Annotated in this window: 21 protein-coding genes; 11 read left to right on the forward strand and 10 right to left on the reverse strand. The window is 72.2% G+C overall.

All coding sequences use genetic code 11. From position 1 onward, the window contains the following. Positions 1-5: 5 nt before the first annotated feature. Genes ACI8AA_RS01220 through ACI8AA_RS01240 form a run of 5 tightly spaced genes read left to right on the forward strand, consistent with a single transcriptional unit; the run spans position 6 to position 4669 of the window. Positions 6-1952, forward strand: coding sequence for a type IV secretory system conjugative DNA transfer family protein (locus ACI8AA_RS01220; RefSeq protein WP_457042691.1), 1947 nt, complete (start codon positions 6-8; stop codon positions 1950-1952). Then, a complete protein-coding gene (locus ACI8AA_RS01225) occupies positions 1949-2509 on the forward strand; it encodes a hypothetical protein (RefSeq protein WP_457042692.1) in 561 nt (186 codons plus the stop codon). Before ACI8AA_RS01220 ends, ACI8AA_RS01225 begins: the two co-directional genes overlap by 4 nt. Before the next feature lie 4 nt (positions 2510-2513). Continuing rightward, on the forward strand, positions 2514-3116 hold the full coding sequence (locus ACI8AA_RS01230) for a hypothetical protein (RefSeq protein WP_457042693.1): 603 nt from the start codon (positions 2514-2516) through the stop codon (positions 3114-3116). Continuing rightward, positions 3113-3409: a hypothetical protein gene (locus ACI8AA_RS01235; RefSeq protein ID WP_457042694.1), complete on the forward strand. Its 297-nt coding sequence runs from the start codon at positions 3113-3115 to the stop codon at positions 3407-3409. The genes ACI8AA_RS01230 and ACI8AA_RS01235 overlap by 4 nt, the downstream gene beginning before the upstream one ends. Positions 3410-3412: 3 nt before the next feature. Next, the gene (locus tag ACI8AA_RS01240; protein WP_457042695.1) at positions 3413-4669 is read left to right on the forward strand and encodes a hypothetical protein; all 1257 of its coding nucleotides are present in this window, start codon (positions 3413-3415) and stop codon (positions 4667-4669) included. 92 nt (positions 4670-4761) lie between these two features. Here the strand turns inward: ACI8AA_RS01240 and ACI8AA_RS01245 are convergent. The 6 genes from ACI8AA_RS01245 to ACI8AA_RS01270 form a co-directional block, all read right to left on the reverse strand. After that, a protein-coding gene (locus ACI8AA_RS01245) for an IS5 family transposase (RefSeq protein ID WP_457042696.1) occupies positions 4762-5591 on the reverse strand; the annotation gives its coding sequence in 2 pieces (ribosomal slippage) (positions 4762-5232 and positions 5235-5591; 828 coding nt in all). A gap of 84 nt (positions 5592-5675) precedes the next feature. Then, entirely contained in the window at positions 5676-6500 is an 825-nt protein-coding gene (locus ACI8AA_RS01250; protein WP_457042697.1) for a hypothetical protein, read from the reverse strand. Between the two features lie 229 nt (positions 6501-6729). Further along, positions 6730-9057: a cutinase family protein gene (locus tag ACI8AA_RS01255; RefSeq protein WP_457042698.1), complete on the reverse strand. Its 2328-nt coding sequence runs from the start codon at positions 9055-9057 to the stop codon at positions 6730-6732. Between the two features lie 337 nt (positions 9058-9394). Further along, the gene (locus tag ACI8AA_RS01260) at positions 9395-10075 is read right to left on the reverse strand and encodes a hypothetical protein (protein WP_457042699.1); all 681 of its coding nucleotides are present in this window, start codon (positions 10073-10075) and stop codon (positions 9395-9397) included. Between the two features lie 333 nt (positions 10076-10408). Further along, complete coding sequence (locus tag ACI8AA_RS01265; RefSeq protein ID WP_457042700.1) at positions 10409-10663, reverse strand: hypothetical protein; 255 nt, start codon at positions 10661-10663, stop codon at positions 10409-10411. Between the two features lie 48 nt (positions 10664-10711). Beyond that, positions 10712-10909, reverse strand: a complete 198-nt coding sequence (locus ACI8AA_RS01270; protein ID WP_457042701.1) for a hypothetical protein — start codon at positions 10907-10909, stop codon at positions 10712-10714. Between the two features lie 247 nt (positions 10910-11156). Between ACI8AA_RS01270 and ACI8AA_RS01275 the strand changes: the two genes are divergently transcribed. After that, positions 11157-11462, forward strand: a complete 306-nt coding sequence (locus ACI8AA_RS01275; RefSeq protein ID WP_457042702.1) for a hypothetical protein — start codon at positions 11157-11159, stop codon at positions 11460-11462. 211 nt (positions 11463-11673) lie between these two features. After that, positions 11674-12438 carry a hypothetical protein gene (locus tag ACI8AA_RS01280; RefSeq protein WP_457042703.1) on the forward strand — a complete coding sequence of 255 codons (765 nt, stop codon included), beginning with the start codon at positions 11674-11676 and terminating at the stop codon, positions 12436-12438. 350 nt (positions 12439-12788) lie between these two features. Here ACI8AA_RS01280 and ACI8AA_RS01285 read toward each other — a convergent pair whose 3' ends face one another. Then, positions 12789-13355: a hypothetical protein gene (locus tag ACI8AA_RS01285; RefSeq protein WP_457042704.1), complete on the reverse strand. Its 567-nt coding sequence runs from the start codon at positions 13353-13355 to the stop codon at positions 12789-12791. A 585-nt stretch (positions 13356-13940) separates the two neighbouring features. Here ACI8AA_RS01285 and ACI8AA_RS01290 point away from each other — a divergent pair. From ACI8AA_RS01290 to ACI8AA_RS01305, 4 genes are all read left to right on the forward strand, one after another. Then, complete coding sequence (locus tag ACI8AA_RS01290; RefSeq protein WP_457042983.1) at positions 13941-14843, forward strand: NYN domain-containing protein; 903 nt, start codon at positions 13941-13943, stop codon at positions 14841-14843. A 3-nt stretch (positions 14844-14846) separates the two neighbouring features. Beyond that, on the forward strand, positions 14847-15191 hold the full coding sequence (locus ACI8AA_RS01295) for a hypothetical protein (RefSeq protein ID WP_457042705.1): 345 nt from the start codon (positions 14847-14849) through the stop codon (positions 15189-15191). A 276-nt stretch (positions 15192-15467) separates the two neighbouring features. Further along, the gene (locus tag ACI8AA_RS01300; RefSeq protein WP_457042706.1) at positions 15468-16511 is read left to right on the forward strand and encodes an IS110 family RNA-guided transposase; all 1044 of its coding nucleotides are present in this window, start codon (positions 15468-15470) and stop codon (positions 16509-16511) included. A 707-nt stretch (positions 16512-17218) separates the two neighbouring features. Beyond that, a complete protein-coding gene (locus ACI8AA_RS01305) occupies positions 17219-17431 on the forward strand; it encodes a hypothetical protein (protein WP_457042707.1) in 213 nt (70 codons plus the stop codon). A gap of 1369 nt (positions 17432-18800) precedes the next feature. Here the strand turns inward: ACI8AA_RS01305 and ACI8AA_RS01310 are convergent. The 3 genes from ACI8AA_RS01310 to mobF all read right to left on the reverse strand — a co-directional run bounded on the left by ACI8AA_RS01310 (position 18801) and on the right by mobF (position 26649). Continuing rightward, positions 18801-19613 (reverse strand): hypothetical protein, encoded by an 813-nt coding sequence (locus ACI8AA_RS01310; RefSeq protein WP_457042708.1) that lies wholly within the window; start codon positions 19611-19613, stop codon positions 18801-18803. After that, positions 19610-20773, reverse strand: a complete 1164-nt coding sequence (locus ACI8AA_RS01315; protein WP_457042709.1) for a radical SAM protein — start codon at positions 20771-20773, stop codon at positions 19610-19612. Before ACI8AA_RS01315 ends, ACI8AA_RS01310 begins: the two co-directional genes overlap by 4 nt. 362 nt (positions 20774-21135) lie before the next feature. After that, positions 21136-26649, reverse strand: a complete 5514-nt coding sequence (gene mobF, locus ACI8AA_RS01320) for a MobF family relaxase (protein WP_457042984.1) — start codon at positions 26647-26649, stop codon at positions 21136-21138. Positions 26650-26903 lie beyond the last annotated feature (254 nt).

Below are 26903 nucleotides of genomic sequence, written 5' to 3' on the forward strand. Positions count from 1 at the left end.
ACACGGTGCGCATCCCCGGATCCCGATCCGCCCCGGCCGGACTGCGGTCGCGCGCCGACGTCGGCCTGGCCGGCTGGGAGATCCCGGCCGCCGCCGCGCTGACCTGGCTGACTACCGGCGCCCTGCTGCTGCCGGCCGCGCGCGGGGTGGCCGCCGCGGTGGCCGGCGGCGGCTGGGTGTGGCCGGCCGGGGCGCGCGCCCTGGCCGCCGCGGTCGGCGGGCTGCTCACCGGCGATGCCACCGCCGGCCTGACCGCCGCGCAGGCCGCGGCCGTACCCGCGCCCGGCGCCGTCCACGCCGCCGTGGCCGCGGCGGCCGTGGCGTTCCTGGCCGCCTCCGGAGGAGCGGTGCAGGTGGGCCGACGCGTCCTGGGTGTCCCCACGGGTCTGGCGAGTCGCGCCGAGGCCGCGGAGGTGCTCGGCCGCGCCCGGTTGCGGCGGGCCGCGGCGGTGATCCGGCCCGACCTGTTCCCGGCCTCCCGCGGCCGGGCCGGGCGGCGGCGGGCGCCCGGGCCGCGGGCGGTGGGGTGGCGGCTGGGCCGCGGCGCGGTGCCGGCGGCGGGGGAGCTGTGGGTGCCCTTCGACCGGACCACCGGCGTGTACGGCCCGCAGGGTTCCGGCAAGACCCTCGACCTGCTCGCCCCCGCGCTGCTCGGCGCCCCCGGCGCGGCCCTGGTCACGCTGACCAAGGCCGAGGACCTGTTGCTCACCGTCGATGCCCGCGCCGCCGGCGGCCGCCCGGTGGCCGTGCTCGATCCGTTCGGTGCCGTGCCCGGCCTGCCGGAGCTGGTGTGGGACCCGGTGGCCGGCTGCGCCGACCCGCTGGTCGCCGAGCGCCGCGCCAAGGCCTTCGCCGGCGGCACCGTGACCGGCGCGGTCGGCGGCGGCCGCGCCGACAGCGCGGCCCGCTTCTACGCCTTCGAGGCGGCCAAGGTGCTGCAGGCGTGGTTCCACGCCGCCGCGCTCAGCGGCGGCACCGTCGAGGACGTCCTGGTGTGGGCCGCGCATCCGCAGGCCAGTCCGCAGCCGGCCGACATCCTGCGTGGCCATCCGGACGCCGCGCCGCTGTGGGACGGGCTGCTGCACGGCGCCCTGCACGGCGACGACCGCACCGCCGGCAACACCGCCACCACCGTGCAGCAGGCGCTGGGCCTGTTCTTCCAGGCCGACCTCCGCCGCCGCTGCACCCCCGGGCCCGGGCGGCCGGCCACCGACCTCGCCGCGCTGCTCGCCGCCGGCGGCACCGTCTACCTGCTCGGCCGCGACGACCCCTACGCCTCGGCGGCGCCGCTGCTGACCGCGCTCGCCGAGCACGTCCTCGACACCGCCCTGACGCTGGCCGACGCCGCGCCCGCCGGGCGGCTGTGCCCGCCGCTGCTGGCCTGCCTGGACGAGCTGCCCTCCACCGCGCCGCTGCCCACCCTGCGCACCCGGATGGCCAACGACCGGGCCCTCGGCGTCGGCTTCCTGTATGCCGCGCAGACCTGGCGGCAGCTGGTGGTCGTCTACGGCGAGGACGAGGCCCGCGCGCTGTTCGGGCTGACCAACGTCGTGGTCGCCTTCGGCGGCGGCAAGGACGGCGGCTTCAACCGGGAGCTGTCCGACCTCACCGGCACCACCCGGGTGCGGCGCACCGCCTACACGTCCGGCCGCGGCGGACGGGGCCGCTCCACCTCCGGCGAGGACGTGCCGGTGCTGCGGCCCGAGGAGATCCGCAGGCTGCCGCCCGGTGAGGCGCTGGTGGTCGCCGAGCACGCCCCGCCGCTGATCGCCGCCCTCGACCGCTGCCTCACCGGCCGCGGCGGGCGGGCGCTGCTGGCCGTGCAGGCCGCCGCGCGCGCCCGGGTCGCCGCCGCCCGCGCCGCCGCGTCCGGGACGGGGGAGCGCCTCCCGCACGCGCCCGCGGCGGCCGCCCGCGTCGACCTCGCGCCTCGCGGGGAGGAGGCGGCGTGACCGAGCTGGTCGTCCCGTTCCCGGCGCCGCCGCGGGCGGTGCGCACCGCCCTGGAGCATCTCCGCCAGGCCGAGGACACCGGCCTCGAGCCGGCCGGCCTGCCGCTGCTGGACCGCCCCTGGGACCCGGCCGGCTGCACACCGTCCCTGCGCGCGCAGCTGTGGCCGTGGCTCGACGCCGTCGCCGGCTGGCTCAACGCCACCTACGCCTGGCAGACCACCTCCGCCGTCCCGCCGTGCTGGCCGGCCCATCCGCACCTGGTCGCCGAGCTCGCGGTGCTGGCCTGCCTGCGGGTCACCGCCGCCGAGGCTCCCACCCCGCACGCGCTGGAGGAGTGGCACCGCTACGCCCTGCCCGCCTTCCACGCCCGGATGGCCGACCGGCTGGGCATCGGCTGCCCACCCGGCCGGCACCTGGACTGGCCGGCCCGCTCGTGGGCCGCCGCATACGACAGCGCGGAGGCCACCGCGGCGCGCCGGGACCTGTTCGCCGGCGACACCGGTCGCCGGCGGCCGGTCAGCCGGCCAGCCCGTCGGCCCGGCCCCTGCGAGGAGTGACCCCGTGAGCGGCGGGGACCGGCGCCGGCCGGGTCGCGGGGACTGGGTGACGCTGATCGCCGGCGTCCGGGTCAGCCGGGCCTGGATGACCCGGCACACCCCCGGTCTGCTGACCGCCTGGTGCGACGCCACCACTCCGGCCGAGCGGCGCGCGGTCGCGGTCCGCATCCTGCAGATCGCCGGCGACCGGGAGAGCGAGCCCGACGACGACGGTGACCGGAAGCCGGCCGGCCGGTCCTGGGCGGTCCTCGCCGGGCGGATCGACCCGCGCCTGGTGTCCGGCCCGGACTGGCCGCCGCTGGTCGCCGCGCTCGACCGCGCCGCGGCCGCCGGCTACGACGTCGCCGCCCGGCTGCCCGTCCTCGCCGCCGCGGCGCCGCTGCCGCACCGCCATCCGGCACGCGAGCTGCACTGGCGGCTGCTCGACGACTGCCCGGCCGCCCTGCCGGTGCTCGGCGTGGCCGGCGCCCGGGCCGCCGCAGTCCACCGGGCGGACGTCCACAGCCCGACCGGCTCCCCACATCTTCGCCGCGACGCCCCACCGGCCGGAGCCGCCGGCGCAGCGTCGACCCGTGCCCGCCCCACCCGAGGAGGAGATCCGCCGTGACCCTGCCCCCGAGCGCCGATCCGCTCGGCCACGCCGCCGAGCTGCTCGACGCCGTCGGCGCCGACCGCGCGCAGGTGCCCGCCGAGGTCGCCCTGGACTGCCTGTATGCCGCCGAGCTGCTCGAGGCCGCCGGCGCCCGCCCGACGCCGGCGGAGCTGATCGACGGCGACGTCCGCATCACCCTGCGCGTGGCCATGGCCGCCCTCACCGATCTCGACGAGGACACCTTCGCCCATCCGCCGGTCCTCGACGCCGCCCGCGCCGCCCGCCGCGCCCTGCGACGCCTGGGGTGAGCGGTGGCCGTCTCGGTGCAGCAGCTGCTCGACGACCTGACCGCACGCAGCAGCGCCCCGTCGCCGATGGCGACGATCGAGGACGTCACCGGAGCGCTGGCCCATCTCGGCCGGGCGCTGACCGGGCTGACCGACGACGGGCTCACCTCGGCGGCGAGTCGGCGGCAGCGCACCGCCACCGACCTCGCTCAAGCATGTGCCACAGCAGGCCGGTTGTGGCCGCGCACCGGCGGCCCGCTCACCGACCTCGCCGGCGCCGCCGCCGACCTCGTCGGCCGGGACCGGGCCGTCATGGGTCGCGCGCACCGGTGGGCGGTCACCGTGGAGCTGGCCGCGGCGGCCGACCACTGCGCCCGGCTCGGTCGCCGGATGCTGCCCCGGGCGGCGGCTCCGGAGCTGGCCTTCGTCCGCCAGTCGGCCGCCGACGTCGAACGCGACGCGCAGACCCATCCGCCGACCGGCGACGGCAGCGCGGTGCTCGACCGCCTGATCCCGCTGCCCCTCCCGCCGCCCGGGGGACCCCAGGGGACCGCGCTGGACGCCGCCGCGGCGCTCGTCGCGGCACTCGACCGGGCCCGGCGGGCCGGCGACCTGACGTTGCGCGACTTCCGCGCCGCCGTCGCCGCCGCGGAGATCACCAGCCGCTACGCATCCGTCATCGCTGGTCGGGCCGGGGAGGACGCCGGACCGCTGGTGGTCACCGGCCTTGCCTGGCAGCTGGCCGGCCGCGCCAGCACGGTCTTCCACGACGGGCGGCCGGCGGACCGGGGCGTGGTGCAGTGCGCGCAGGACCTCGTCGGCGCGCTGCGCGACCAGGTCGACGCGCACGCCGACCTCGCCGGGCGGCGCAACCGGGACGAGCCGGCGGACGGAGCCGCGGCGGTTGGGCACGCGGTCGGCCAGCTGCCGGTCCTCGCCGACCGGCTCGTCGCGGCCGTCGACAGCTGGTCCCACACTGGCCGGCTGTACGCCCACCCGCAGGACCTACCGGCCATGGAGGACATGCCGGGGGACCGGGTGACGGCGGTGATCGCCGGACGCGCAGTGCGGGCCCGCGGCGGCGACTTCGACCGCCTCCGCCTGGTCGTCGGCCGGGCCGCGGACCTGTCGACCGGACTGACCACCGCACTGGCTTCCGCTGTCCCCAAGCCGCCTCACGCCGGCGGAGCTCGGCCGGTAGGAGCCCTCGACATGCGCAGTCCCCTGGCTCATCAGAGCGCCTCCTTGCCCAAGCGCAAAGAGCCGCCTCCACTCCGGTGACAACTACCGCGCTGGCTCGCCTGGCCCTCACCCTCATCTGCGCCCGTCGGCTACCTAGCCACTAATGCAACGACTTCTAAGAAGACGTTGCATTAGTCGCGCGGAAGCCGGCGAGCACAGATCAGCGTGACGGCGAGTCGGGCCAGCGCGGTGATGGTCGTGGCAGTGCGGTCGTAGCGCAGGGCCAGGCGTTTGTAGGACAGCAGCCAGCCCAGCGTGCGTTCGACGACCCAACGATGCCGGCCCAGCCGGGCGCTGGAGTCGCGCCCGATGCGGGCGATCCGGGCGGTGATCCCGCGGCGGCGCAGGTAGCGGCGGACTCGGGGAACGTCGTAGCCCTTGTCGGCATGCAGCTTGAGCGGCCGGCGACGGGGATGCCCGCGGCCGCCCCGGCGGATCGCCGGCATCGCGTCCAGGATCGGCTCGACCAGCATGCTGTCGTTGCGGTTGGCGCCGGAGACGGCGACGTTGAGCGGTAGTCCGCGCGCGTCGACGAGCAGGTGGTACGTGCTGCCGCTCTTGCCCCGGTCGGTCGGGTTCGGACCGGTCAGCTCACCCCCCTTTTCGCCCGGACGCTGACCGAATCCAGGGACGCCCGCGTCCAGTCCAGCTCGCCGCGTTCGCCCAGCTGGTTGAGCACGGCGACGTGCAGCCGGTCGAACACGCCGGCCTCGGCCCACTCGTGCAGCCGCCGCCAACAGGTCCAGCCCGAGCCGTAACCGAGCTCACCGGGCAGCCTGGCCCAGCCGATCCCGGTGGACAGCACAAAGGCGATGCCCTCGAGCACGTCCCGGTCGGAGGTCCGCGGCCGGCCGGTGCGGCCGTGCACGGCCGGCTTGCGCGGTGGGATCAGCGGCTCGACCAGCGCCCACAGCTCGTCACTGATCAACCGCGGCGGCGGGGAAGACGCCGGCGACGACATGACGCACAACCTGCGCCGACGCCGCATCGACGGGCAGAGCCCGAGGACCTACTTCTGCAACGTCTTCTAAGGGAAGACCTGGGTTCAGCTGTACAACGCGCCCTGTCGTTGCCGGTCGGCGATGAAGTTCTCCAAGAAGGCCTCGAACGGTAGGGGCTCTTCGCGCCCCCCATCAGCGACACGAAGCCAGGTGACGTAGATCAGCCCCATCAGCACCGCCGTCAGGACGGGCGTGAAGGTGGTGCCGCTGTCCCGCAGAGCCGTAATGGCCGCCACCGGCGCTACGAGGGCGACGGGCCGAAGGACGGCCTGTGGCAGGCGGTCGCCCGACTTGCGCATTCGTAGTACGGCCAGACCCACCCATAGCACGGCCGGAACCACGCCGTACGGGCCACTCATCAGCAGCGCCAACACGGTCAGCGGCGCCAGTCCCACCAATACAACGGTGGGCACACCAGGACGAGGTGCGTTGCGCTGCGCTTGCAGGTAGAGGCCGTAGGCCGCCCGCGCCCGCTGCTCCTCATGCGCCTCCGCCTGCCGCCACATGTGCTCAATCTGCAGTGCGTCGACTGGTTGGCCGGGGTGGGCGGCCACGTAGGCCGAGTGGTAGGCGAGATGCCGCTGCCGCCGCTGCCCCTCGCGCCGCCGCAGGTTCTCCTCGTGCGCCCGCCGGTTCTGCTCCCGTGCGGTTGCGGCCGCCTCGGCGTCGGCGGCGATGCGCTGCGCGGCTTTGATCTGCGCAGCGGCCGCGTCTTCAACCGCGTACTGCATGTTGGCGGAGTGCCTGTCGGCCTGCCGAGCCGCATCAGCATCGGCCCGCCGAGCGCTCTCGGCCCGCTGAGCCGCCTGCGAGGCCGCTTCGCGGTTCTGCCGCTCGATGCGACGCAGGTAGTCGTTGTTGCTGGTCACCCTTACCCCGATTTGTGCAGCAGCCGCAGTCGCGGCGGATCTTGAAAAGTGCGGGGCACGGTACCGCACCGCAACCTCCCGCCCCCGTTGATCCGGGACACCGCCAAGGACCTGACCTGTTCGCGTGTGACAGCAAGGTCCCATCGCCCGGTCAGGCATGGGCGGGTGCCGAAGACGCATCAGCAGGTCCGGCGCTAGCGTGCCCGCCGGCCCCCGGCCCGGGTGGCGCTCAGCGCCTACGGCGATGCAGCCAAAAGGCCCCAAGGCCAATGAGCAACGCCGTGGCGATGACGGATCCGACGATGCCGACCAGCGGCAGACCCCGTGTCCCCGAGGTCTCTTGGGTGCCCGAGGTGGACGCGGCCATCGGACGGCTCTCCAGGGCCACTCCGGTAGCGTCCCCGACGCCGTCAGCGGTGCGGCCAGCGACGGAAAAGTCGACAGCTGCATCGCCGCGGACGTCAGCGACAGTCACGGACGTCGTGGTCGCTGGCGCCTGCCCGACGGGTACCCCGTCCACGGCGACGTCCCAGGCCTCGGCCCGCTCATCCGTCCGGGTCCAGGTCAGCTCGATGGTGTAGGTGCCGTCGGTGGCGGTGTCGAGCACGGTTGCGGTCAGGTCGGTGGGGGCGTGGGGCAGACGTTCGCGGGGCGACTCGGTGGTGACAAGCACGGTGGCCGAGGCAGTGCCGACGTTTCCGTCGGCGGCGATTGCCCGGACTTCCACCATCCCGTCGAAAGCCTCCTGGTAGCGGTGTGAGGTGACAGGGTCGGTGGTCTGCTCGTCGATGGTGCCGTCGGCATCGAAGTCCCACTCAAACCGGCTGATGGGCGCACCGACCGCATAGGAGGTCGACGCGTCGAATCTGAACTCCTCCCCGGGCTGACCCCAATAGGCTGCCAACGGCAGCTTGACCACCGGGCGGGCTGTCAGCAGCTGCGTGACCTGCTCAAGGCCCTTGGCAGCGCCGACGGCGGTGGCGTCGACGAGCTGTCCACCGGTCGCCTGCGCCAGCGCTGTCAACTGGGCAGCGGCGCCAGGATCGGAGGCGTAGCCGACCGGGGTAGCGACGAGGACCGGGTAGACGTTCACCGGGTCGATCTCCAGCGCGCGGCGCTTGACATCGTCGTAGGTGTGGCCACTGGCCCGGTCCGGGTCGTGGTAGCCGGCGTCGGTGAGCACCACCGCGGCCTTTGGCAAGCCCGGCTGCCACTCCAGGGCGTCGAAAGCCTGCATCAGACCGGACAGCATGTCCTCCGGCGCATCGGTGTTGTGACCACCGGCGCCCTCGGTCGTGGTGAGCGCGTCCAGCGCGCGACGAAACGCCGCCGGGTCGCTTGTCAGCGGCGTCAGCGCGCGGGCGACGAAGTCGCTCTCCTTATCCCGGTACTCCACCAAAGCCACGCGGCCACCGTCGTCGATGACGGTCTGAGCCAGGTGGGTAGCGTTGGCCTGGGTGGCGACAAGGTTGTCGGCCATCGACGTGGTCGTGTCGATCACGAACGCCATGTCCTGGCCGGGCGCGGTGCCGGCCGGGGCGAAGGTGTGCCGCTGGGTCCCCGTGCCGGCACCTGTGTAGGCGCCGGTGAGCCGGGCGACGATCTCCCGCGCAGCCTCGTCCATCGCATTGCCGCAGCAGGCGTAGGCGTGGGTTGACGTCGACCAAGGCCTCATGGAGCCGCCGCAGACGAAATCCCAGTCGTTGCACCACAACCCGACCGCGTCGTCCCACTGAGCAGGCACGTACGGGAAGCGACCCCCCAGCGAGCCGTTGTTGATGGCGCAGTTACCGATGGTCCGCCGGTATTGAGAAAGGCCTATGCCGAGGCACGCCGGCGGAAAGTCCCCGAGGCCCTCGGGCAGGAACAACTTCGGGTCACCGAACAAGGCGGTGAAAATCAGTCGCTCCCGGACAGTGTTAGGCAGGTCCTCGAGGGTGTATACCTCGCCGACGACCTGCGCTCCCTGGGAGAACCCTGCAAGCACGAACCTGGTCCTCGGACAGTTGTCCGCACGGTCGACCAGGTAGCTGCTCAGCTCCAGCCGCCCCTGCCGCACGCTGTCGCGATAGTCGAAAACGGGCGCCGCGTCGAACATGGCAGGCAGCGAGTGCTCCTCCACCCAGGCGCCGAAGGCGTTGCCGTTGAAGACGTTCGAGACGTTCTCCGCCGGATAGTCGTAGCCGCCGTAGCCAGAACCCCGACCGATCTCGAGGGTGCGGTAGGTGAACCCCTCGGGCGCCGCGTCCAGGCGGCTGCTCAGGATGTCGGTAAAGACGTCGAAGGCGGGATCGTCGTCGGCATCCTCGATCGTGCCGTCAGCGGCGTCCTCGGCGAAGGACACCAGCCGCCCGTCGCCGAGGTCTTCGCCGGACCCACGGGCCCACACCGCCTCCACGTCGGTGCACGGCTCGTCGACTCCGAGGCCGTCCTTGTGGGTGTGCGGCACTGGGTCTTCGTGCGCCCAGGCCGCGGTCGGCGTCACCGATCCGGCGAGTACGACGAGCACCGCGCCGAGCGCTGCGGCGCGGATGAGGCGGCGGAGAGCCGGTCGCACGCGAAACCTCCAATGGCAGGGGGTAGTAGGTGGTGGTCCGCGCGCCAGGAGGCCGCCCGGTGCTTCCAGTCAGGCCCGGTTGTCCTTAGCGAGGGCTCGATGGCGACGAGAACGCTCGGGTACTGACCGCCCTAGCCGCGGGTCAGCGCACCAACGTCCATCGCGTCGTCGGTGTTCTCCCGCTCGGGGTAGGGACGACGCATTGTGGGCGCGGTTGTAGACATCCCTGCGCCGTGGCTGCCAGTGGTGACGTACCCGTACGCCTCGATCGCTGGCTACACCTCCGCCGGGATTGCTCAGATCGGCATGGTTGAGTCGACGCGCCGTCGGCGTTCGGTCAGTCGCCGACGCAGTTGTAGGCGACCCAACTGTTGACCTGGCTCTCCACCGCGTCATACGCAGCGCCGCCGGTATCGCTGTTGCGGTAGCCCTTGTCGGCCCAAATGCGGGCCAACTCGGACATCTGCGGCGCGATGCCTGCTGGCGCGAGTCCAGCAAGCCGCTGCAGCTCCTCTCCGTAGACCCGTTCGGAGCGCGTCTGCAGGTTCAGGAACGCTCGGTACTCCGTGCAGAACGCCGCGATGGCCGCGGAGTCCTCCTGCTCTCCGGGCTGCGGCTCGGATCCCGGCTCGGGCTGCGTGCTTTCCCAGCCGCAGTTCGCCGTCAGGTAGGCGTCGACCGGCTCGCCGGCCGCTGCGAGCGTCATGTTGTCGCCGGTCTGCCAGGCAGAGAGGTAGGCCGCCATCTGCTCACGAAAGTCCGCGGGTGCAGCTTCCACCATCGACTCGATGATGGCAGTCGTGGCATGGAAGTCCTGTGAGGAGCGAAGCTGGTCAGCAAGCTCGCAGAACTCGGTCAGAGCGGCTGACGAGTCGTCGCTGGCGACGTCCTCGGTGGCGCTGGTCGGTGCCGCCGACGTGCCAGATGGGTCGGCGGACTGGGCGTCCTGCTCGCTGCAGGCGGCGAGCGTGACGGTGGCGGCTAGTGCCAAGGTGGCGATGGCGCGGCGGTAGAACATGGTGTCCGTTCTGGATGGCAGGGCGACGCCCGCGACCAAGGCGACTGGGCGCCCAGGAGAGTTGATGGGTGTGCGGGCGCGCGGAACGTGGACCTTGCCTGCCGTCTGTTGCTGGAGCAATCGCCCACGCGGGGTAGCTGCGAAGTCGAGATCATGGGCAACGGCACCGCGGGTAGCTCGCGGCCGGCGTCGTCGGCGTCGGTGGCCACGAGGGCGCCAGTCGTCGCCGCAGAGGCGGGGGCGCAGCAGGTCGGTATGCCAGTCGGTGAGTGCGGCGCCGAAGAGGGGACGCCGATGGTCGCCCGTCGCCGACTCGGGGCGCACCCGAGGCGGTCAGGGCAGGCGCACCTGCTCGGGTCGCACCGAGGTCAGGTGCCGGCCCCAGCCGTAGTCGTGCAACTGCCGCCAGGTGACCGCGGCACGCCAGCCGAATCCGTCATCGCACAGCCGCCACGCGCTCTGCTCCCCGGGCCACCGCTGGCCGTCGTTGAGGACCAGGACCTCGCGGGGCGGGTCGAACAACTGCTCGTGGATGAGGCGAGGTGGAACGAACACAGGTTCGATGTAGCCGCCGTCGTCGCGCCGCACGCGCTGCGACGCGCCCCTGGCGACGACGCGTGATGCGACCGTGCCGTCCTAACTCCGCTCGACCGCCAGCAGGAGCCGGTTGAGGGCCTGGTCGGCGCTGCCGGCGATGGGACCGTCGGTCACCTGGTGCACCGGCACGGCCTCGTGGCGCGAGTCGACCTTCGCCACCCAGCCCTGGTCCACCTCGATCAGGTGGATGGTCAACAACCCGTACTTGGTGTTCACCTGCTGCTGCCGAACTTGCACCCCGCGAAGCCTAAGCATCCTGCCGGGATGGGGGCTGGCGCAGAGGTGGATCTCTGCGGCCCGCGGGGTGCGGCCGCTGATGAAGGGAAACGAAGCGGGTGATGCACCCCAGCGTCGTCCGATGGCATCTGACGTCGGTGCGCCCGGAGCGGGTGCGCCTGCCCCCCGCGGCAGCCGACAGACACCCACGGGTGACAGCCTGCGTTGACTGCTGCGCCGCGACGACAGTTCAGGCGACGCTTGTCCCGTGGAGTACACGGCCGCCGCCGCGCTGCCCTACGACAACCGTGAGCGAGCAGCGGCAGGCCTCCGCGGGCAGCTCCGGCTCAAGGCGGTCGCGGCGGGCGCGACACCGGACTGGGCGACGTTCGCGGTGACGGGTCCGACCACTCATCCCGGGCGCCACCGGGGACAGGTCTGGTTCGAGTGGTGGGCCAGCGTCGAGGTCGCCGGCGGCCACGATCTCACCGACCCGGCACTGGACGCGCTCGAGTCCCCGCCGCGGCGGGCGGCCGCCGCCACGGCACTCGACGACCCCGCGCCGCACGGCTGAGTCGACCCCGTCGGCGGCTTCCATCCGCCTCCCGGATCGAGGTGACGGAAGGGGCGACGGGATCGCGGCGACGTCCGGCGACCCACTGTTCGTATCGAGCCGGTGACCGCAGGACGAGCGTGGAATCGACGTGCCGACCCGTCGATCCGGCCGCATCCGGCTGGCATCCTCCAGGGGCGTCCACGGCCCAGGTGATCCGGAGGAGAGCGTCATGACCAGCGTCTTCAACCTCCCGAAGCCGGAGTTCGACCTCGAGGCGACGGTCGAGCGGGCGATGGCGGTAATCAACCGAACGCTCGAGCCGTCCCTGGAGGAGGCCCAGAAGGCCGTCACCAAGGTCCGCGAGGCCAAGCCGCTGGTCGCGCCGGCAGACCTGGTCGGCCCGGCGACGCGCGGCAACCGGATCCGGGCGGCGCGAGCGGTCTCCTACTCGCTGCCGTCCATCGTTCCCGGCTACGGCACCGCGATCTCGGCCGCCGCGCTGCCCGTCGCGCTGCGCGAGGTCCTCAAGGAGGCGGTGAGTGCGGCGGTGAAGGTCGGACTGCTCTACGAGCGGGACCTGACCGATCCCGAACTCACCCGCATCGCCGTGCTGCTGATCCTCACGGACCAGGCGGTCGAGCTCGACAAGACCAGGAGGATCCGTCCGGACGCCGTCCTGGGGCCCCGTGCGGACCTGCTGGGTCAGGCCGCTGCGTATGGCCGTCTGGTGGACCTGCCGCCGGAGCAGCGGCAGGAGATCGCCGCCTCGCAGCCGGAGATCCTCCGGGCCTGGGCGCTAACGGTGGGGCCGCCCCTTCTGGCCGGGCTCCTGCCGTTCGGCGTGGGGCCCATGGCCGCCGCGAACTACGTGCAGCGCGTCCTCCGGGGCACCATCACCGCGGCCGTGAAGGTCTTTGGGCCGGCTGCATCCGCACCGGTCAGCCTGGACGAACTCCCCGAGGCCGAGATCCGGCAGGACGGTCGCGCCTCCTGAGCCGGCAAGCCACCCGTACCGGGGGACCCACTGGCTGCAGGAGGTCGGAGGGCCACCGCGCCCCTGGGCCTGGGGCCCCGGCAGAGGTGAGGCAGCCACAGGGGGCCATGTCGGGCCCTCGGCTGCCGTACGCCAGTCCGGCGGTCGGTTCGTGTGCGGTCGGCCGCAGACCACAGGCGCCGCCGCCCGTGCCTGCTCCCGCTCGGCCGGCAGTTGCTCGCGCGGGCCTGCGCCACGGCCAGCGGCGCACGACCGCTGCGGTGATGCCGGCCCGTGCGTTGCTTGGCTTCTGGCGTGAGAGCTACGGGTGCGCCGGGGTCAGCGCCGGCCGGCGCGGCGTGGGGCCCCGCCTACTCGTTGACGTCGGCGATGCCGTTGCCGTTGAGGTCGGAACCCGGTCCGAAGCACTCCTCGACGGTGGCGGTGCCGTCGGAGCAGCGGACCTCGAGGTCGGAGGAGACGTACCCGTCGTCTCCGCCGACGGAGGAGTCGCCGCCCGCGGTGTCCTGGGTGCAACCCAGGTAGTCGTCGAAGTACCAGCCGGGCGGACAGCCACCCTCGGCCTCGATGACCGCCTGCTGCTCCGCGGCTTCCGCCGCGGCCCGCTGTGCTGCGGCCGCCTCGTCCGCCGCCTCCTGGGCGGCGGCCGCTGCGGCCGCCTGCTGAGCCGCCGCCGCGGCCTCCTGCGCCGCCTCGGCGGCGACACGCTCGGCCTCGACGCGTTCAGCCTCCAGTGCGGCACGGGCTGCGTCCTCGGACTCGACCTCCAACCCCGATGGGCCGACCCAGCCGACGGCCGCCGATGCCGAGGCCGCCGGTGAGGAGGCGGCCGCCGGGGCGGTGGCCTCGGAGTCGGGACCGCAGCCGGCCAGCAGCCCGACGGTGAGTACAGCAAGAACGCACAGACGCGAACGCATCGGATGGAACCCCCGTGAACGCGTCGGTCCCCTCGTGGACGACAGCGTCACGAGGATGGTGACACGCGTCGGCGCTAGAAACGAGACCCTTCCGTCCTGGCCACTGCCACCACGGCCGATGCCAGCACGACACCACGGGGCAGGCTCCAAGCGCCGTTCGTCGACTTGCCCGCTCCCGCTGACCTGTTCGACCACGTCGTGGCCGGTCGCGGTGAACTCGAGACAGCGCGGGCTGACGTCGATCTCCCTCGGGGCCTGGACGTTGCTCTGCCGTGGGACGACCTCGTCAACGCGGGATGAGCGCAGTCTCCGCCGATGTTCCGTACGCCGACCTCACGGCAAGCCTTGATGCTGTCCCAGCGGCCCACCATGAGACACCCTGCGCCAGGGCTCAGGGCTACCCGTATGCGCACTCCTGCGAGGCGGGGCGCCCCCGAATGCTGACCCGAAGCGCGTAAACCGCTGGGCGGCCACGCGTGGCACGTGAGCATCTGGCGGTGCGGTGATCATGTCGGCGCGGGCCCGTAGGCTGAGGATCCAGCGAGTCGCGATCACCGGGGTGAGGTGTCAACTCTGCGCGAGGACGTGCCGGAACACCGGACTGCGCTGTACGTGGACTTCGACAACATCTACTTGGGCCTGCGAACACTGGACCCAGCGGCCGCGGAGGCGTTCGCGAGCCGTCCTGCCCAGTGGATCGAGTGGCTGGAGGCAGGCGGCGGTGGCCGACCCGCCTCACCCAGGCGACGGTTCCTGGTGCGGACCGTCTATCTCAACCCGGTCGCCTTCGGCAATTTCCGGGCGGTCTTCACCCGGAGCGGATTCCGCGCCGTCGACTGTCCGCCGCTGACCGGGCAGGGAAAGAACAGCGCGGACATCTACATGGTGCTCGACATCATGGACGCGCTCAGCAACGACACCCGGTATGACGAGTTCGTCATACTCTCTGCGGACGCAGATTTCACGCCGGTCCTCCATCGCCTCCGGTCGCAGGACCGTCGAACAACCGTTGTGACCGCCGGCCTCACGGCAGCGGCATACCGCGCGACCTGTGACACATTCGTGACGGCTGAACAACTCGTCGCCGCGGCTCTGGGTGACGCAGTGGACCCGGACGATCCCTCGCTCGAGAGCGCACCTGCGATCGCGGTGGCTCCATCGTCCCAGGCGCGAGAGACGGCGACTGAGCGTGCGGAGGCAGAGCCGGCGTACGACATCGCGGCGGTGAAGGAGGCCATCCGAGACGCGGTGCGACTGGCGGAGAAGCCGCTCACGTCGGCCGCCGCGGCACAGGCGGCACTCAAGGTCGACCCGGCCATCAAGGACTCGGACTGGTACGGGGCAGGATCGTTTCGCGCTTTCCTTGCGCTGTACCTGGATGACCTGAGCTATGAGGCGGCGCCACCCGGTTACGTCTTTGATCCGGCTCGTCATTCGGCGGCCGACATCCAGCGCCCCGACAGGGTTGATCTCGGTCAGTTCCTCTAGCAGGTGTGCACCGTCTCCGGCGCTCCGGCGCTCTCCGCCAAGGCCTACCGGACTCTCTTCACGGCTCTCGCGGCGGACCTTGCTGCTCATCCGTTCCACCTGACGCTCACATCCAAGCGGGTTCGGGACCGGACGGACTTGCTGGGTGACCCGGTCCCGCGCAATGCCATCGCGTTCGTGATCAAGGGGCTGGTCTACGCGGGCCAGACCATGACTGCGGCAGTGGGCGCGAGATCCTTGGCAGAGGCGTGGGCCCAGAATGTCTGTTCCCTGTGTGCCAATGCGCAGATGCTTCTCACCGACGAGGAGCAGCGCTCGATTCAGGCGTGGATCGTCGACGACATCTGATCCGACTCGAGAAGCGGCGGCTCCGGCGAGAAGGGTCACACGTGGTGCCCGAGGGGTTATGTGGTGCCCCGGCCATCGGCAGACCTGTTACGGGTTTTGCCTCAAGGAAAGACGGACCGGCGTTGCTCGTCCTATGTAGTCATCCGGCGATGTCCCTAGAGCTGCCCTGCGGGTCGGGCCCGGCCGTGTCCCTGAATGGCATGAAGGCGGGGGCCTCCCCCCGGATCACGCTTGCGGTGAGAGCCGGCAAGGGTGACGGAAGGAGGCCCGGTCCTCATGTTGCATGTCGGGTTGGATCTGAGCAGGGCTCGTCTGGATGTGCATGCCATGGACGAGGCGGGAACATCGGTGCTGTTGACCCGCGCGGCGCCGGATGCCGGCGGGCTGGCCTCGCTCGTGCACCGGCTCGGGGAGTTCGGTCAGCCGGTGATGGCGGTGATCGAGTCGATGAACGGCGCCCGGTTCGTGCACGATCAGTTGGAGCTGCACGGTTGGACGGTGGAGATCGCCGACGCGGTCAAGGTGAAGGGCTTCGGACCGCTGGCCTGCAAGACCGACAAGATCGACGCGTGGGTGCTGGCCGAGCTGTCCCGGCGGGATCTGCTGCCGGCCATCTGGCTGCCGACCCCTGGAGTGCGCGGGGACCGGGAGCGAGCCCGCTGGCGGCTGCACCTGGTGCGCCACCGCACCGCGCTGAAGAACAGAATCCACGCCACGCTGATGGCCTTCGGCCATCCGTGCCCGGTGTCGGATCTGTTCGGCGCGGAGGGACGGCGGCAACTGGACCGGCTCGAGTTGCCTGAGCCGTGGGCCGGCGACGTGACCGCCGCGCTGCGGCTGATCGCGATCCTGGACGGGGAGATCAACGTCTGCGAGGCGGCGCTGCGCACAGCCGGTGCCGACCATCGGTACGTGCCGACGTTGATGACCGCACCGGGCATCGGCTGGGTGCTGGGCTACACGATCGCCGCCGAGATCGGCGACATCACCCGGTTCCCGACGGCGAAGAAGCTGGTCGGCTACACCGGACTCTGTCCTTCGGTGGATCAATCCGGAGGTCATGACTGGCGCGGCTCGCTGGCAAAGAACGGCCCCAAGTACCTGCGCTGGGCGATGGTCGAAAGTGCCGTCCACGCCGCACGGCATCCGGTCTACGCCGCCCGCTACCAGCGCACCAGGACCCGGCTGGGCCGCCAGCGCGGGCCCTCGGTCGCCCGCGTCGACATCGCCCGCAAGCTCACCGAGGCCATCTGGCACATGCTCACCACCAACCAGCCCTTCGCTCCGGCAGGCGCCACAACTACCGCTCTGGCCGGATAGACGGCCCTTCCCTGAGATGCGCCACCGGAGCGAAGTCCCCTCCGACGTGACCTGATCCTCCCGATGAGGAGGCGATAGAGAGATGAGCCCGGGTCCCCGGCCGCCCACCGATCCCCACCGGCGCGCTGACTCTACGATCCGCTGCTCTCTCGCGGCCGGCCATCCTGCCGCCGAGCCCTCGCACGTCCAGGTCGTTCGTCCTCGCCGCTCCGCGGCTGCTGGCGCTCCTCCTGGACCCGCAGCGGGACCCGACGGCACAGACCAACTGCCGCGCAAAAGCAACCTCGAGCTCCTAGACAGCAGTCCCCGCCTTCATAGAGAGCGGCCCACTGAGGACATCTGCCCCCGACGTCGAGGTCTTCGCGATCAGGGCGTTGTCGGTGTGGTGATCGGCCGGGTACCGGGCTCGAGCGGCAGGCGTAGCGCCCTGACGGTGAATGAGGTCCGGGCGCACATCATCACCGTGATTGGTCATCGGACCTGTCCGTCATCCAGAGGGGCGTCGGCGTTGCCCCGTACGCGACGGCCGGCCACCCCGTCGCCCGCATCTGTCCAGCGCCTCCGCGTCGACGGAGGGCGCCGAGCGCAGCGGGGCGACAACGCATTCAGGTGGGGCGGTGAGGCGGGCAGTAGCCTGGCCGCCTGACCTGGGCACACCATGTTGAAGATCGTCAGCGCGGGGCCAAACGCTTGAGGAGGGGTCGCGCATGAGGCTCGTCAACGTGATGCTGCAGCAGCGAGGACCGCTCACGAACGAGCAGATTGCGGCGGTGTACGAGCTGGCCGAGCGGCTCCGGGTGGGCATCTTTCTCCCTGGGAACAACACACCGCGCCAAGCCGTGTTCATCTGGAGCGTCAGCGGCGGCCTTATCCGAATCCTTCGCTTCGCCCGGGCCCTGAGAAACGCCGGCATGCGATGAGCCGCCAGGAGAGCCAAGGCCTCCCGACCGGCCGGAACGGTCCGACAGAACTGCTCCTCACCGGTAGCAGGCGTGATGTCCTGGCCACACTGGCCACAGACCGAGGAGTGGATGATGACGCCCAGTAGCTGGGAGTACAGCGATCCGTGGAACGGCTCCGGGGAACTGCCCGTGTGCCCGCATTGCCGTCAGCCCATCCAGCCGGGCGACAGTGTTCATCGGTGGGGAGACACGCTGTGGCACACCAAGCCCTGCCCGGTAGATGAGCCCAAGCCGTAGTCCTGCCGGGGCGGCGATCGAAGTGCCGACGCAGCACGGCTGCCCTGACTGCGCACGCTGACGGCCAAGCCACAGACGGTCACGTAGAGGAGGGCCCTGGGCTGTCTTGAGGACGAGCCCAGGGCCCCGGCGTCCTGGCGGACCCGGCCCCTTGCGGAGCGGCGGTTCATCACCGCACTGACCGCAACGGCCGGCGCAGCGACGACCTTGAGCACTAGCCGGCAGGATCCCGCCGGGCCGCCTGACACGCCGCGGCGGTCTGGGACCCTGACCACTGGCGGGCTCGGACGCCCGACAGCAACCGGCCCGACCACACGCACCTCAACAACTCCACAACAGCAGCAATCACCGCGAACCGCCACGACCGCGGTGAGCGTCAGACCGGCACGACAGGAGGTGAACAACATCCGCCGTGACGCTCAGCGCGGACCATCACGATGTCCCAAAGCGGCCCACTATGGGACACCTCGGTCGCATCCGGCTACCAGCGCTGGTCGTCCGTAAGGACGGCGAAGTCGCTCAGGTAGCTACCGATCACGACGGGAAGGCGTGCGGCAGCAACCTATAAGGGGCAGGCCGAGGGCTAATGAAGTCGCTCGGCAACCGCCGCGCACATCGCCCGCGGGTCCGGCGACGAGAACAAGATGCGGTCCCCGCTGCGCAGTCTGAAAAGCACAGCAGACCCGCAGTCGCCCGGAACGCTGTACAGAACGGTCTTACCCAACCTCCGAATGCCATATCCACCCCATTGCTGCCAGTGGTATCGCACCGGCTCGCAAGAATCAACGTCTGACAGCGGGAGGGTGCGGTGCACGGGTCCCAGGCGAAGCGTAAGCGACTCCACATCCACCGTGGCCCATGGTCGAGTGAACGGTGAAATAAGCGTCACGGATGCGACTTCGATACCCGTAATCATGACGACGAGTCGCCTACTGGCCCGCCCTGCTCTCAACAAGGTCAGCAGCGCTAGGGATGCGGATAGAACGGAGGCGCCAGCAGTAAGAGCAAGGACCCAACGCGGCGAACGTATTGACTGCTCGTACGGCGATGCGTCTTCGGAGGCATGGTAATTTCGCCCCTTCGACGTGGCCTAATCGATCGAACGACGCCGACGAGGGGGCAGCTGTCCTCTCTCGCGCAGTGCCTCAACCTCCTCAGTGTCTAGCACTGGCTCCAAAACGTCCACCACGGAGGCGTGCAAGTCGGCGTAGCGTTCGTAGAGCTCACGAACGATGCGGTCGCCGACGGCCCGCACGAACTCCTCGTCCCCTGCTGCCGCGGCAACACCCTGGATCATCCGGAGATGCTCATCCCGAGACATGGGCTCCACTACAGGGAGTGGGCCTTTCACTGTAGTCTTTATTGCAATACTAGAATGCAAGGCAGCAAAGGTCTCCACCATCATTGCCGCGGCCACGCTATGCAGAGCGGCAGCCCAGGTCCACGCGACAGCAGAGAGAACAGCGGCAATCTCTACCGGGAACACCGCAAATATCTGCCGGCCCGGTTCGGTAACGATGCCTTGCTCCCGCAAGGCATCCAGAAAGCCGTCTACGTCATTATTCAACGCTGCGCGCTTCACCTCGGGATCACCCAGGGCCATGGCAACACGGACCTCTGGACTTGCCACATCGAGCTCTACATTCTCGAAGCCTGACCGACGTAGGTACTCACTCGGGTTTACGACGAATGCGCGCGCGGCAACTGGATCTTCGAAGATGTCGAGGGCCAGCTTCTCAATCGCGATGAGCCGATCCTGCTCCTCGCGTGTGTCGAAGTGGATTTCGGCCGAGGCTGCGAGTGCACGTCCTACAGGCGTATCGCGAAAGGTGATTGGATCTGGCGCTCCGAACAATCTAGCTTGAGCGCGGTTCGGATCCCTTGAGCTTGGCCCACTAGTCATGAGTGACCGTCCACCTTCCGCTCCGCGGACGACATCCCCGCTGCCTCTGCAGCTGCTTTCGTTAGCTCTCTGGGAATTCGCCCTGTCATGCGCGCCTTCAGAACGGCTCTGAATAGAATCGCCTCCCGGTTTTCGCGGACGAGCGAGTCGACGATCGTGCGTACTTCAGGATCCCGGTAAATCTGAGCACATGTAGCGCACATGTGAGGCGATATTTTTGACCTATCCAGTGAGCCGCGATCAACGGCCTCACTGAAGATCTTCTCGGTCCCATCGAGCCAGATCCAAAGCTTCAGGAGATCCCGGTACTGGTCGACATAGGTCTCGCGGAGCGACTCGCCCGAGTCCAGGTGTCCCACCTTCATCTCGGGAATATATTCCATCGTTAGTCCACAGCAAGACATAAGTGCGCCATATGGGTTGATTACGAAATTCTCAAGGACATTGTCGCACCCCGTTGTGCAACCATCGACACTGTCATTCGTCACATCGGCGTCAGCATGAAAGGGCATCCAGACGTTCGTCATCATGAGAAATCTTCCGCATAGCTCCGGGTCGGCGCGTATAGTTGCAATCGCGGGATGTTCTCTGAGTTCGCGATCCGTGAACCTTGCGCCGTCCTTTCCTTCTACGGTAATCAAAGTAATGAGGCCGTTGCGAACGGAGTGCAGGGCAGCGCGGGCTACACTGTCGAAGGGGACAAACATTTGATGCTCATCACCGGTGCTAAAGTTCATTTCCTGCAATCCCGCCTCGCGCAGGTCACGTGCCCAACGGGCCGCGGACTCATCCGATCGCCCCCAGTGTCCGTTGGAGACGATCCTGGTCGCTAGGCCTAGGCGGGTGGCCAACCGGATGGCGTCCAAGAGGCCATGACGGAGCAGGGTGACCTCCCCGCCGGAGAAAACGATGTAGCGGACCGAGGGCAGTTCATCAGCCACACGTTGGATTGCTTGCAAGAGGTCCTCTGGCGTCATCCGGTGTCGGATGCGTGGACTGGACTCGAAGCAGCACTCCGCGCATGCCGCATTGCACTGGTATGTGGGCAGGATGGTGACGCAGTCAGGGCCGGCCTGCTGAAACGCCGGTAGGGACTCTGTCAGCTGAGGCAACGGGGGACGAGACGTCTGAAGCGTCAGATCCACGGGCTGGCTCTTCATGGCTCCCCCTTGCTTACGTCACGGAAAGCTGGAAGGTCGCCTACTGTCTGCTACGCAGATCCAGCGTCTAATGCCTGATTCACGGTGACGCGACGAGTTGTCGCTGGTGCGCTCCTTCATGCCCGGCCTGCTCAAGGCCGTTGAAATCCCTCGAAGGCCAGAGTTGCAGCACCTGCGTCACCGGGCCGTCACCGTTCCGTCACCGCGTCCCATGGCGACGTTCGGGAAGCAGATGTCCCTGAGGCCGCCCTCAGGGACATGAGTGGCGGGGGGCTTGATCCGTTGGGCGCTCCGCGCACGCACGGACGGACCCTCGGTGTCAATCGGCATCTCTGGGGCAGCAAGGCTGCAGACGCGCTCGTCTACGGCCCCGGTGGCCCTGAGCCGCTGGGTGCGCTCGCCGCGATCGGCAGGACGGACGCCAAACGCTGCGACGGTGTCGGTATCGGTGCGGACGTCGGCGCGCTCGCAGGTCGCGTACGCCGGGGGTCGCCGTTGCTCGACGGGAGCCCGGGCACCGGCCCGGCGTCGAGTACGGCCCGGTGGACGGTGCCCGGCGGCAGGTGCAGGGCCGCGGTCACCCGGTCGATGCGGTCCAGCCACCGGGCCGGCGGCGAGGCGGCGATGATGGCCGCCGCGTCGCGGACCGCGTCCTGCGCGGCCGCGGGGCTCGGGTCGTGGGCGGTCGCTGTGAGGCGGGCGGCGAGGAGCAGGTCGGCGAGGTGACCGGCGGACTCGGCCGCCGTCCGCAGCGCCGCGTCGCCCTTCCGCTGCAGGAGGTCGGCGGGGTCGAGGCCGCCGGCCAGGACCAGGCGGCGGGGGTCGTCGCCGCGGGCGGTGAGCTGCCAGTACATCCGCTCGGCGGCCCGCCGGCCGGCGTCGTCGGCGTCGGTGGCCACGAGGACGCCGGCGCCGTCGCCGCGGAGGTGGCGGCGCAGCAGGTCGGCCTGCCGGTCGGTGAGCGCGGTGCCGAGGACGGCGACGCCGACGATCTGCCCGTCGCCGGCCAGGGTGAGGGCGGCGGCGTCCAGCGGTCCCTCGACCAGGGCGGGGGTGGCGCCGGCGGCGAGCGCGGCCCGGTTCTCGTGGAGGCCGAGCAGGTGTTCGCCCTTGCGGTAGAGGTCGGTGCCGGGGGTGTTGAGGTACTTGGGTCCGGCGCGGCCGTCGTCGGGCGCGGTGGGGTGGCGGCGGGCGACGAAGCCGCGGATGACGCCGTCGGCGTCGCGGATGGGGAAGGTGAGCCGGTCGCGGAACCGGTCGATCAGCGTCCCGGTCCGGGCCCGCTGAGCGAGGCCGGCGGCGAGCAACTCGTCGTCGGTGGCGCCCCGGCGGCGCAGGTGGTGGACCAGCGCGGTCCAGCCGCCCGGCGCGTGGCCGGGGTCGAAGCGCGGGTCGCCGGTGAGGTCGGTGCCCAGCCGCCGGCGCAGATAGTCGGGCGCCCAGGAGCCGGGATAGGCGTCGGTGAAGAAGGCGGCGGCTTGGGTGTTGAGCTCGATCAGCCGGTCGCGGCCGACGGCGGCGGTGGCCCAGAAGTGCTGCTCGAGCAGGTAGTCCGCCTCGTCGGCCTCGGGCCGCCCGGGCCCGGTGAACGGGTCCGGGGTGGCGTACCGCGGCGCGACCGGCGGCGGGGTGTCCTCGTCGGGATCGACCGGCGCATCCCGGTCACCCGGGGGCGGGTCCGCCGGACCGGCGGGAACGGCGGCGGCCCGGTCGTCGCGGAGGAGGAGCTGGTCGGCGTCGTCGGGCGGCTGCAGGTCGGCCGGCAGCGGCTCGGGGACCTCGACGGGTGCGGGGTCGGTGAGCGCGGCGACGCGGAAGACCAGCGCCTCGACCAGTCCGCTGCCGCCCCGGTCGCCGTCCGCGGCGGGCAGGCCGGCGACCGCGGCGGCGAGCAGGTCGGCGGGAGACCAGCCGCCGCGGATCCCGGTGGCGACCGCGGCGACCAGGGCCGGCCACGCGGGATCGGCCGGCACCCACGGCCCGTGGCCGTCGGGCAGCAGCGCCAGCAGCGCGGCGCACCAGTCCGGGCGGAGTACCTCGGCGCCCGGCGCGGCGGCGACGGTGGCCGGAGCGAGGTGCGGGACCAGCCGCCACGCCAGCGCGGCGGCGGGCAGCTCGTCGGGCAGCGGCCGCCGCGCGGCCACCGCGGCGAGCAGGCCAGCGGCGTCGAGGCCGGCGCGGTCGGCGGCGGCCAGCCGGTCGGCGAGCGCCGGCCAGTGCGGATCGCGGCGCAGCCGGGGATCGATGCCGTCGGCCAGCGCCGCCCACACCGCGCCGCCCCGGCCCGGAGTGGTGGCGGCCAGGGCAGCCTGGAGGCGGCGTTGGTGGCGGCGGTCGGCGACGGCGGGACGCGGTGGGCCGGTGGGGCGCCGGTCGGCGTCGGGCACCGCGGAGGCGGCCCGCCAGACGGCGAGGTCGGCGCGCAGCGCGGCGGCGTCGGGGTCCAGCAGCGGTCGGGCCCAGCCGGGGGCGGTCGCCGGTGTCATAGCGGTGGCGGTGGCGGCGACCCGGGCCGCACAGGCGATGAGGTGGGCGGTGCGGGCGGCGAGGTAGGGCCCCCAGTGCGGATCGCCGGCCAGCGCCGCGGGCACGGCGGGCAACCACGGCAGCGGTCCGGTCGCATCGGGCGCGGGCAGCCGCCAGTCCAGCACCGCGGCGGGATCGTGGGCGCTGTCCAGCTCCCGGGCCGCGGCCGCGGTGCGCAGGGCGGCGATCGGGTCGGCGCCGCCGAGGGCGAGCAGCGCCAGGTGCCCGTGCAGCGTCGGCCACGCCGCCGCGGCGGTCAGTCCGGGATGCAGCTGCGCGGCGGTGGCTTCCAGTTCTGCTCCGGCTGCGGCGCCGAGGCGGTGCTCGGCGGCGACGCGCAGCGCGTCGGCGTACCGGGAGGCCGCGGCGTGCAGGTTCTCCGCTGGATCGGCCAGCGCCCGGCGGGCGCCGGTGGCGGAGGTCTGGGCGCCGTCGCGGCCGAGCATTCCGACCAGCAGGTCGGTGGCGGTCGGCGGGCACACCGCGGCGGGGATGACGATGCTGTGCGGGTCCCCGTCGCCGACGGTGGCCAGGTACAGGTGGTTGGCCGTCCGCCCGCGGGTGAGCGCCACGTAGAGCAGCTGCCGGGACTCGGCGCCGGTGAGCACGGTGTGGCAGGTGTCGGCGGTGACGCCCTGCGCGCCGTGCACCGTGCACGCGTAGCCCAGCTGCACGTGCGCGCGCACGTAGGCCGCCGGCAGGGTGAGCCGCCGCCCGGTGCCGGAATGTGCCACGGCGAGGGAACCGTCCTCACCGACGGCGGTGACGGTCCACCGGTCGCCGTTCTTCACCCAGTCGGCGGCGCCGATCGGCAGCCGCCGGTCGTTGGCGCGGGTGATCACCGGGTCCCCGGCGCTCGCCCGGGTGCCGTCGGCCAGCGCCACCTCCGGCCCAGGCGGGTGTCCGAGCGCGGCGAGGCGGTCGGCGCGGGCCCGCTCGTTGAGCTGCTGCACGGCCGCGCGGGTGGCGGCCAGCAGCAGCGCGTCGGCGCCGCGGGCGCGGTCGGCGGCCCACGCGGCGTGGGCCTGCGCGGCGCAGGTGGCTCCGTCGCCGACGTGCACCCGGCCGGTGTCGAGGTAGAAGCCCAGCGCCGTGGGATCGCCGTCGCGCAGGGCGACGGTGGCCGCGGCCTCGGCCGGGTCGGTGAAGCGCACCAGCTGGGTGAGTGTCACCGCGCCGTGGGTGGCGGCGATCTCGGCCAGCACGCCGCCGGCGGCGACGGAGGACAGCTGTCGGTCGTCGCCAATCAGCCGCACCGATCCGCCGCGGCCCAGCACGTGAGCGACGGCGCGGGCCAGGTCGAGCGTGCCGGCCATGCCCGCCTCGTCGACGAGCACCAGCGTGCCCGGGCCGATGCCGGCGACCCAGCCGGGCGGGTCCCCGGAATCGAGGGACCAGAGCAGCTTGGCGAGGGTGTCGCACGGGGCACCGATCGCCTCGCGCAACCCGGCGGTGGCCACCGCCGAGGGGGCCAGGCCCAGCACGTCGCCGCCGCCGGCGGTCCAGGCGCGGGCCAGGGCGGCGAGCGCGGTGGTCTTGCCCGCGCCGGCCGGGGCGAGGGCCAGCTGCACCCGCGCGCGGCTGTCGGCCAGCTCCCGGACCAGCTGGGCCTGGCCGGGATTGAGGTCGGTGCCGTTGGCCGCGGTCTCCAGCAGCGCGAGCTCGACGACAGCCGGGTCGGTGCGGCGGCCGTCGGTCCGGCCGGCCGCGGCGAGCAGCGCGGCCTCGACGTGCAGCACCGCGGGGGAGGTGTGCAGCCGGGCACCGGCGACGGTATAGACGCTGGTCCCGTCGGCGCGGCGCAGCTCGGCCGGCTCGACCACCGGATCCGGCTTGCCCAGCGCGACCGAGAGGGCGGGGGAGAGGGCGTGCTCGGTGATCCGGGTGACGGCGGTGTCCACGTCGGCCGGCGCTAGGCCGGCGGTGCGCACGACCCGCTCGGCCTCGGCGCGCACGTGCCAGGCCTGCCAGGTCGCCCGCTGCCCAGCGACCGTGTCGAGCACCCGAACGGCCGCCGAGCGCACCCAGGCCGCGGTGAGGCGGGGAGCCGCGGCGGGGCGCGGGCGCAGGACGTCGTCGAGCATGCGTGCGACCGCGGCCGGGCCGCCGAGCACGTCGAGCGCCTGGCGCCGCCAGGTCGCCCGCTGTTCGGCCAGCGAGCGCGGCTCGTGCTTGGCCTCCCGCGTCTCCAGGGTCGCCCGCTGGGCCAGCGCGATGGCCTCGGCCGCCGTCGGCGGCCGGCCCTGCTCGAGGTGGAAGTCCGCGGCCAGCGCTGCCCGCCGGGCCTCGATCGCCCGCCGCCGAGACGACCACGCCGACAGCAGCCGCGCGTCGGTGCCGACGACCTCCCGCACCGGCCGCTTGTCGGCCTCCCCGCCGGGCCGCTCGGCGAAGCGCACGCCGAGCCGGTCGACCAGATGGGCCTCCAGCCGGGTGTTGTACCGCTCGGAGGCCGCAACGTTGGCCTTGTGCAGCACCCGCCCGTCCAGCGCCCGCCACCGTCCGTCGCGGGTCTGCACCTTGTTGCTCACCGCCACGTGGGTGTGCAGGTCCGGATCGCCGGCACGGGAGTCGCGGTGCGTGAACACCGCGGCGACCAGGCCGGTGGTCTCCACCTGGCGCACGCCGTCGGCGCCCAGCCGCGTGAAGGCGGCGTGCTCCTCCAGCCAGGCGAGGGTGTCGGCGACCGCCGCGGCGTGCGCGGCCTCAACTTGTGCGGCGACCTTCGGCGGGGCCAGTGCCCACAGTGCCGACACCGACTTCACCGGGGAGAACGTCAGGTCCCAGCCGGCCACGGCCCGGGTCGCCGGCCGGGACGCCCGGGCGATGAACCCGGACAGCTCGCGGGCGTCTCCCGGCGGGCGGCCGTGCGCGGCGGCGAACTGGGTCCGCGCCACCTCGGTGCGGATCCGGGCCCGCTCCTCCGCCGGCAGCGGTGCGTCGCGGGGCCGGCCGCGCGCGGCGTTCACGGCGGCGAACTGCTGCGAGCAGCGCGCCCGGAAGCCGGCCGGAGCGGTGCTGTACAGCCGGAAAGGCTGGCCGAGGGCGCCCGCGGCCCGCGCCTCCGGCGGTGACCGTCCCGCCGCCCGCGCCTCCGACTCCAGGCGCTCAGCGTCCGGATGGCGTCCCTGGCCGAACAGGGCTCGCATCTGCTCCTCGCCGACCGGCTGCCCGGCGAGTACCCCGGTCAGCCCGGCCAGGCCGCGCCCGGCCCACGTGCCGGGCGACTCGCCGCGCTGGGAGTAGTAGTCGCCCAGGCCCGCGTGCCCCCGCTCGGTGGCGTCCAGCGCCGCCACCTGCCGCGTGAGGTAGGTGTACCCGTCACCCGCTGTCAGCTTGTGCAGGGACATCACGGCCGCGGACGCTAGGAACGCGACCTCCGGTCGTGGATCCGGAGTCCTCCAGCCGACCCCGCGGCGGTGCGCCACCACGCCCGACCCGTCACCGACCACTGACGCAGCGCCGCAGTCGGGCCTCCGATGGGTGCCCTCACCCCGGTCGAGTGACGACGCGTTCGGCCGCCAACCCTTACCGTCCCGCCGTGCCCTACCCGCCCCGCAAGGAGCACCGAGCGGTGACCGCCTTCGCGGGCACAGCCTCTCCA

This window comes from Geodermatophilus sp. SYSU D01180, from assembly GCF_054050415.1.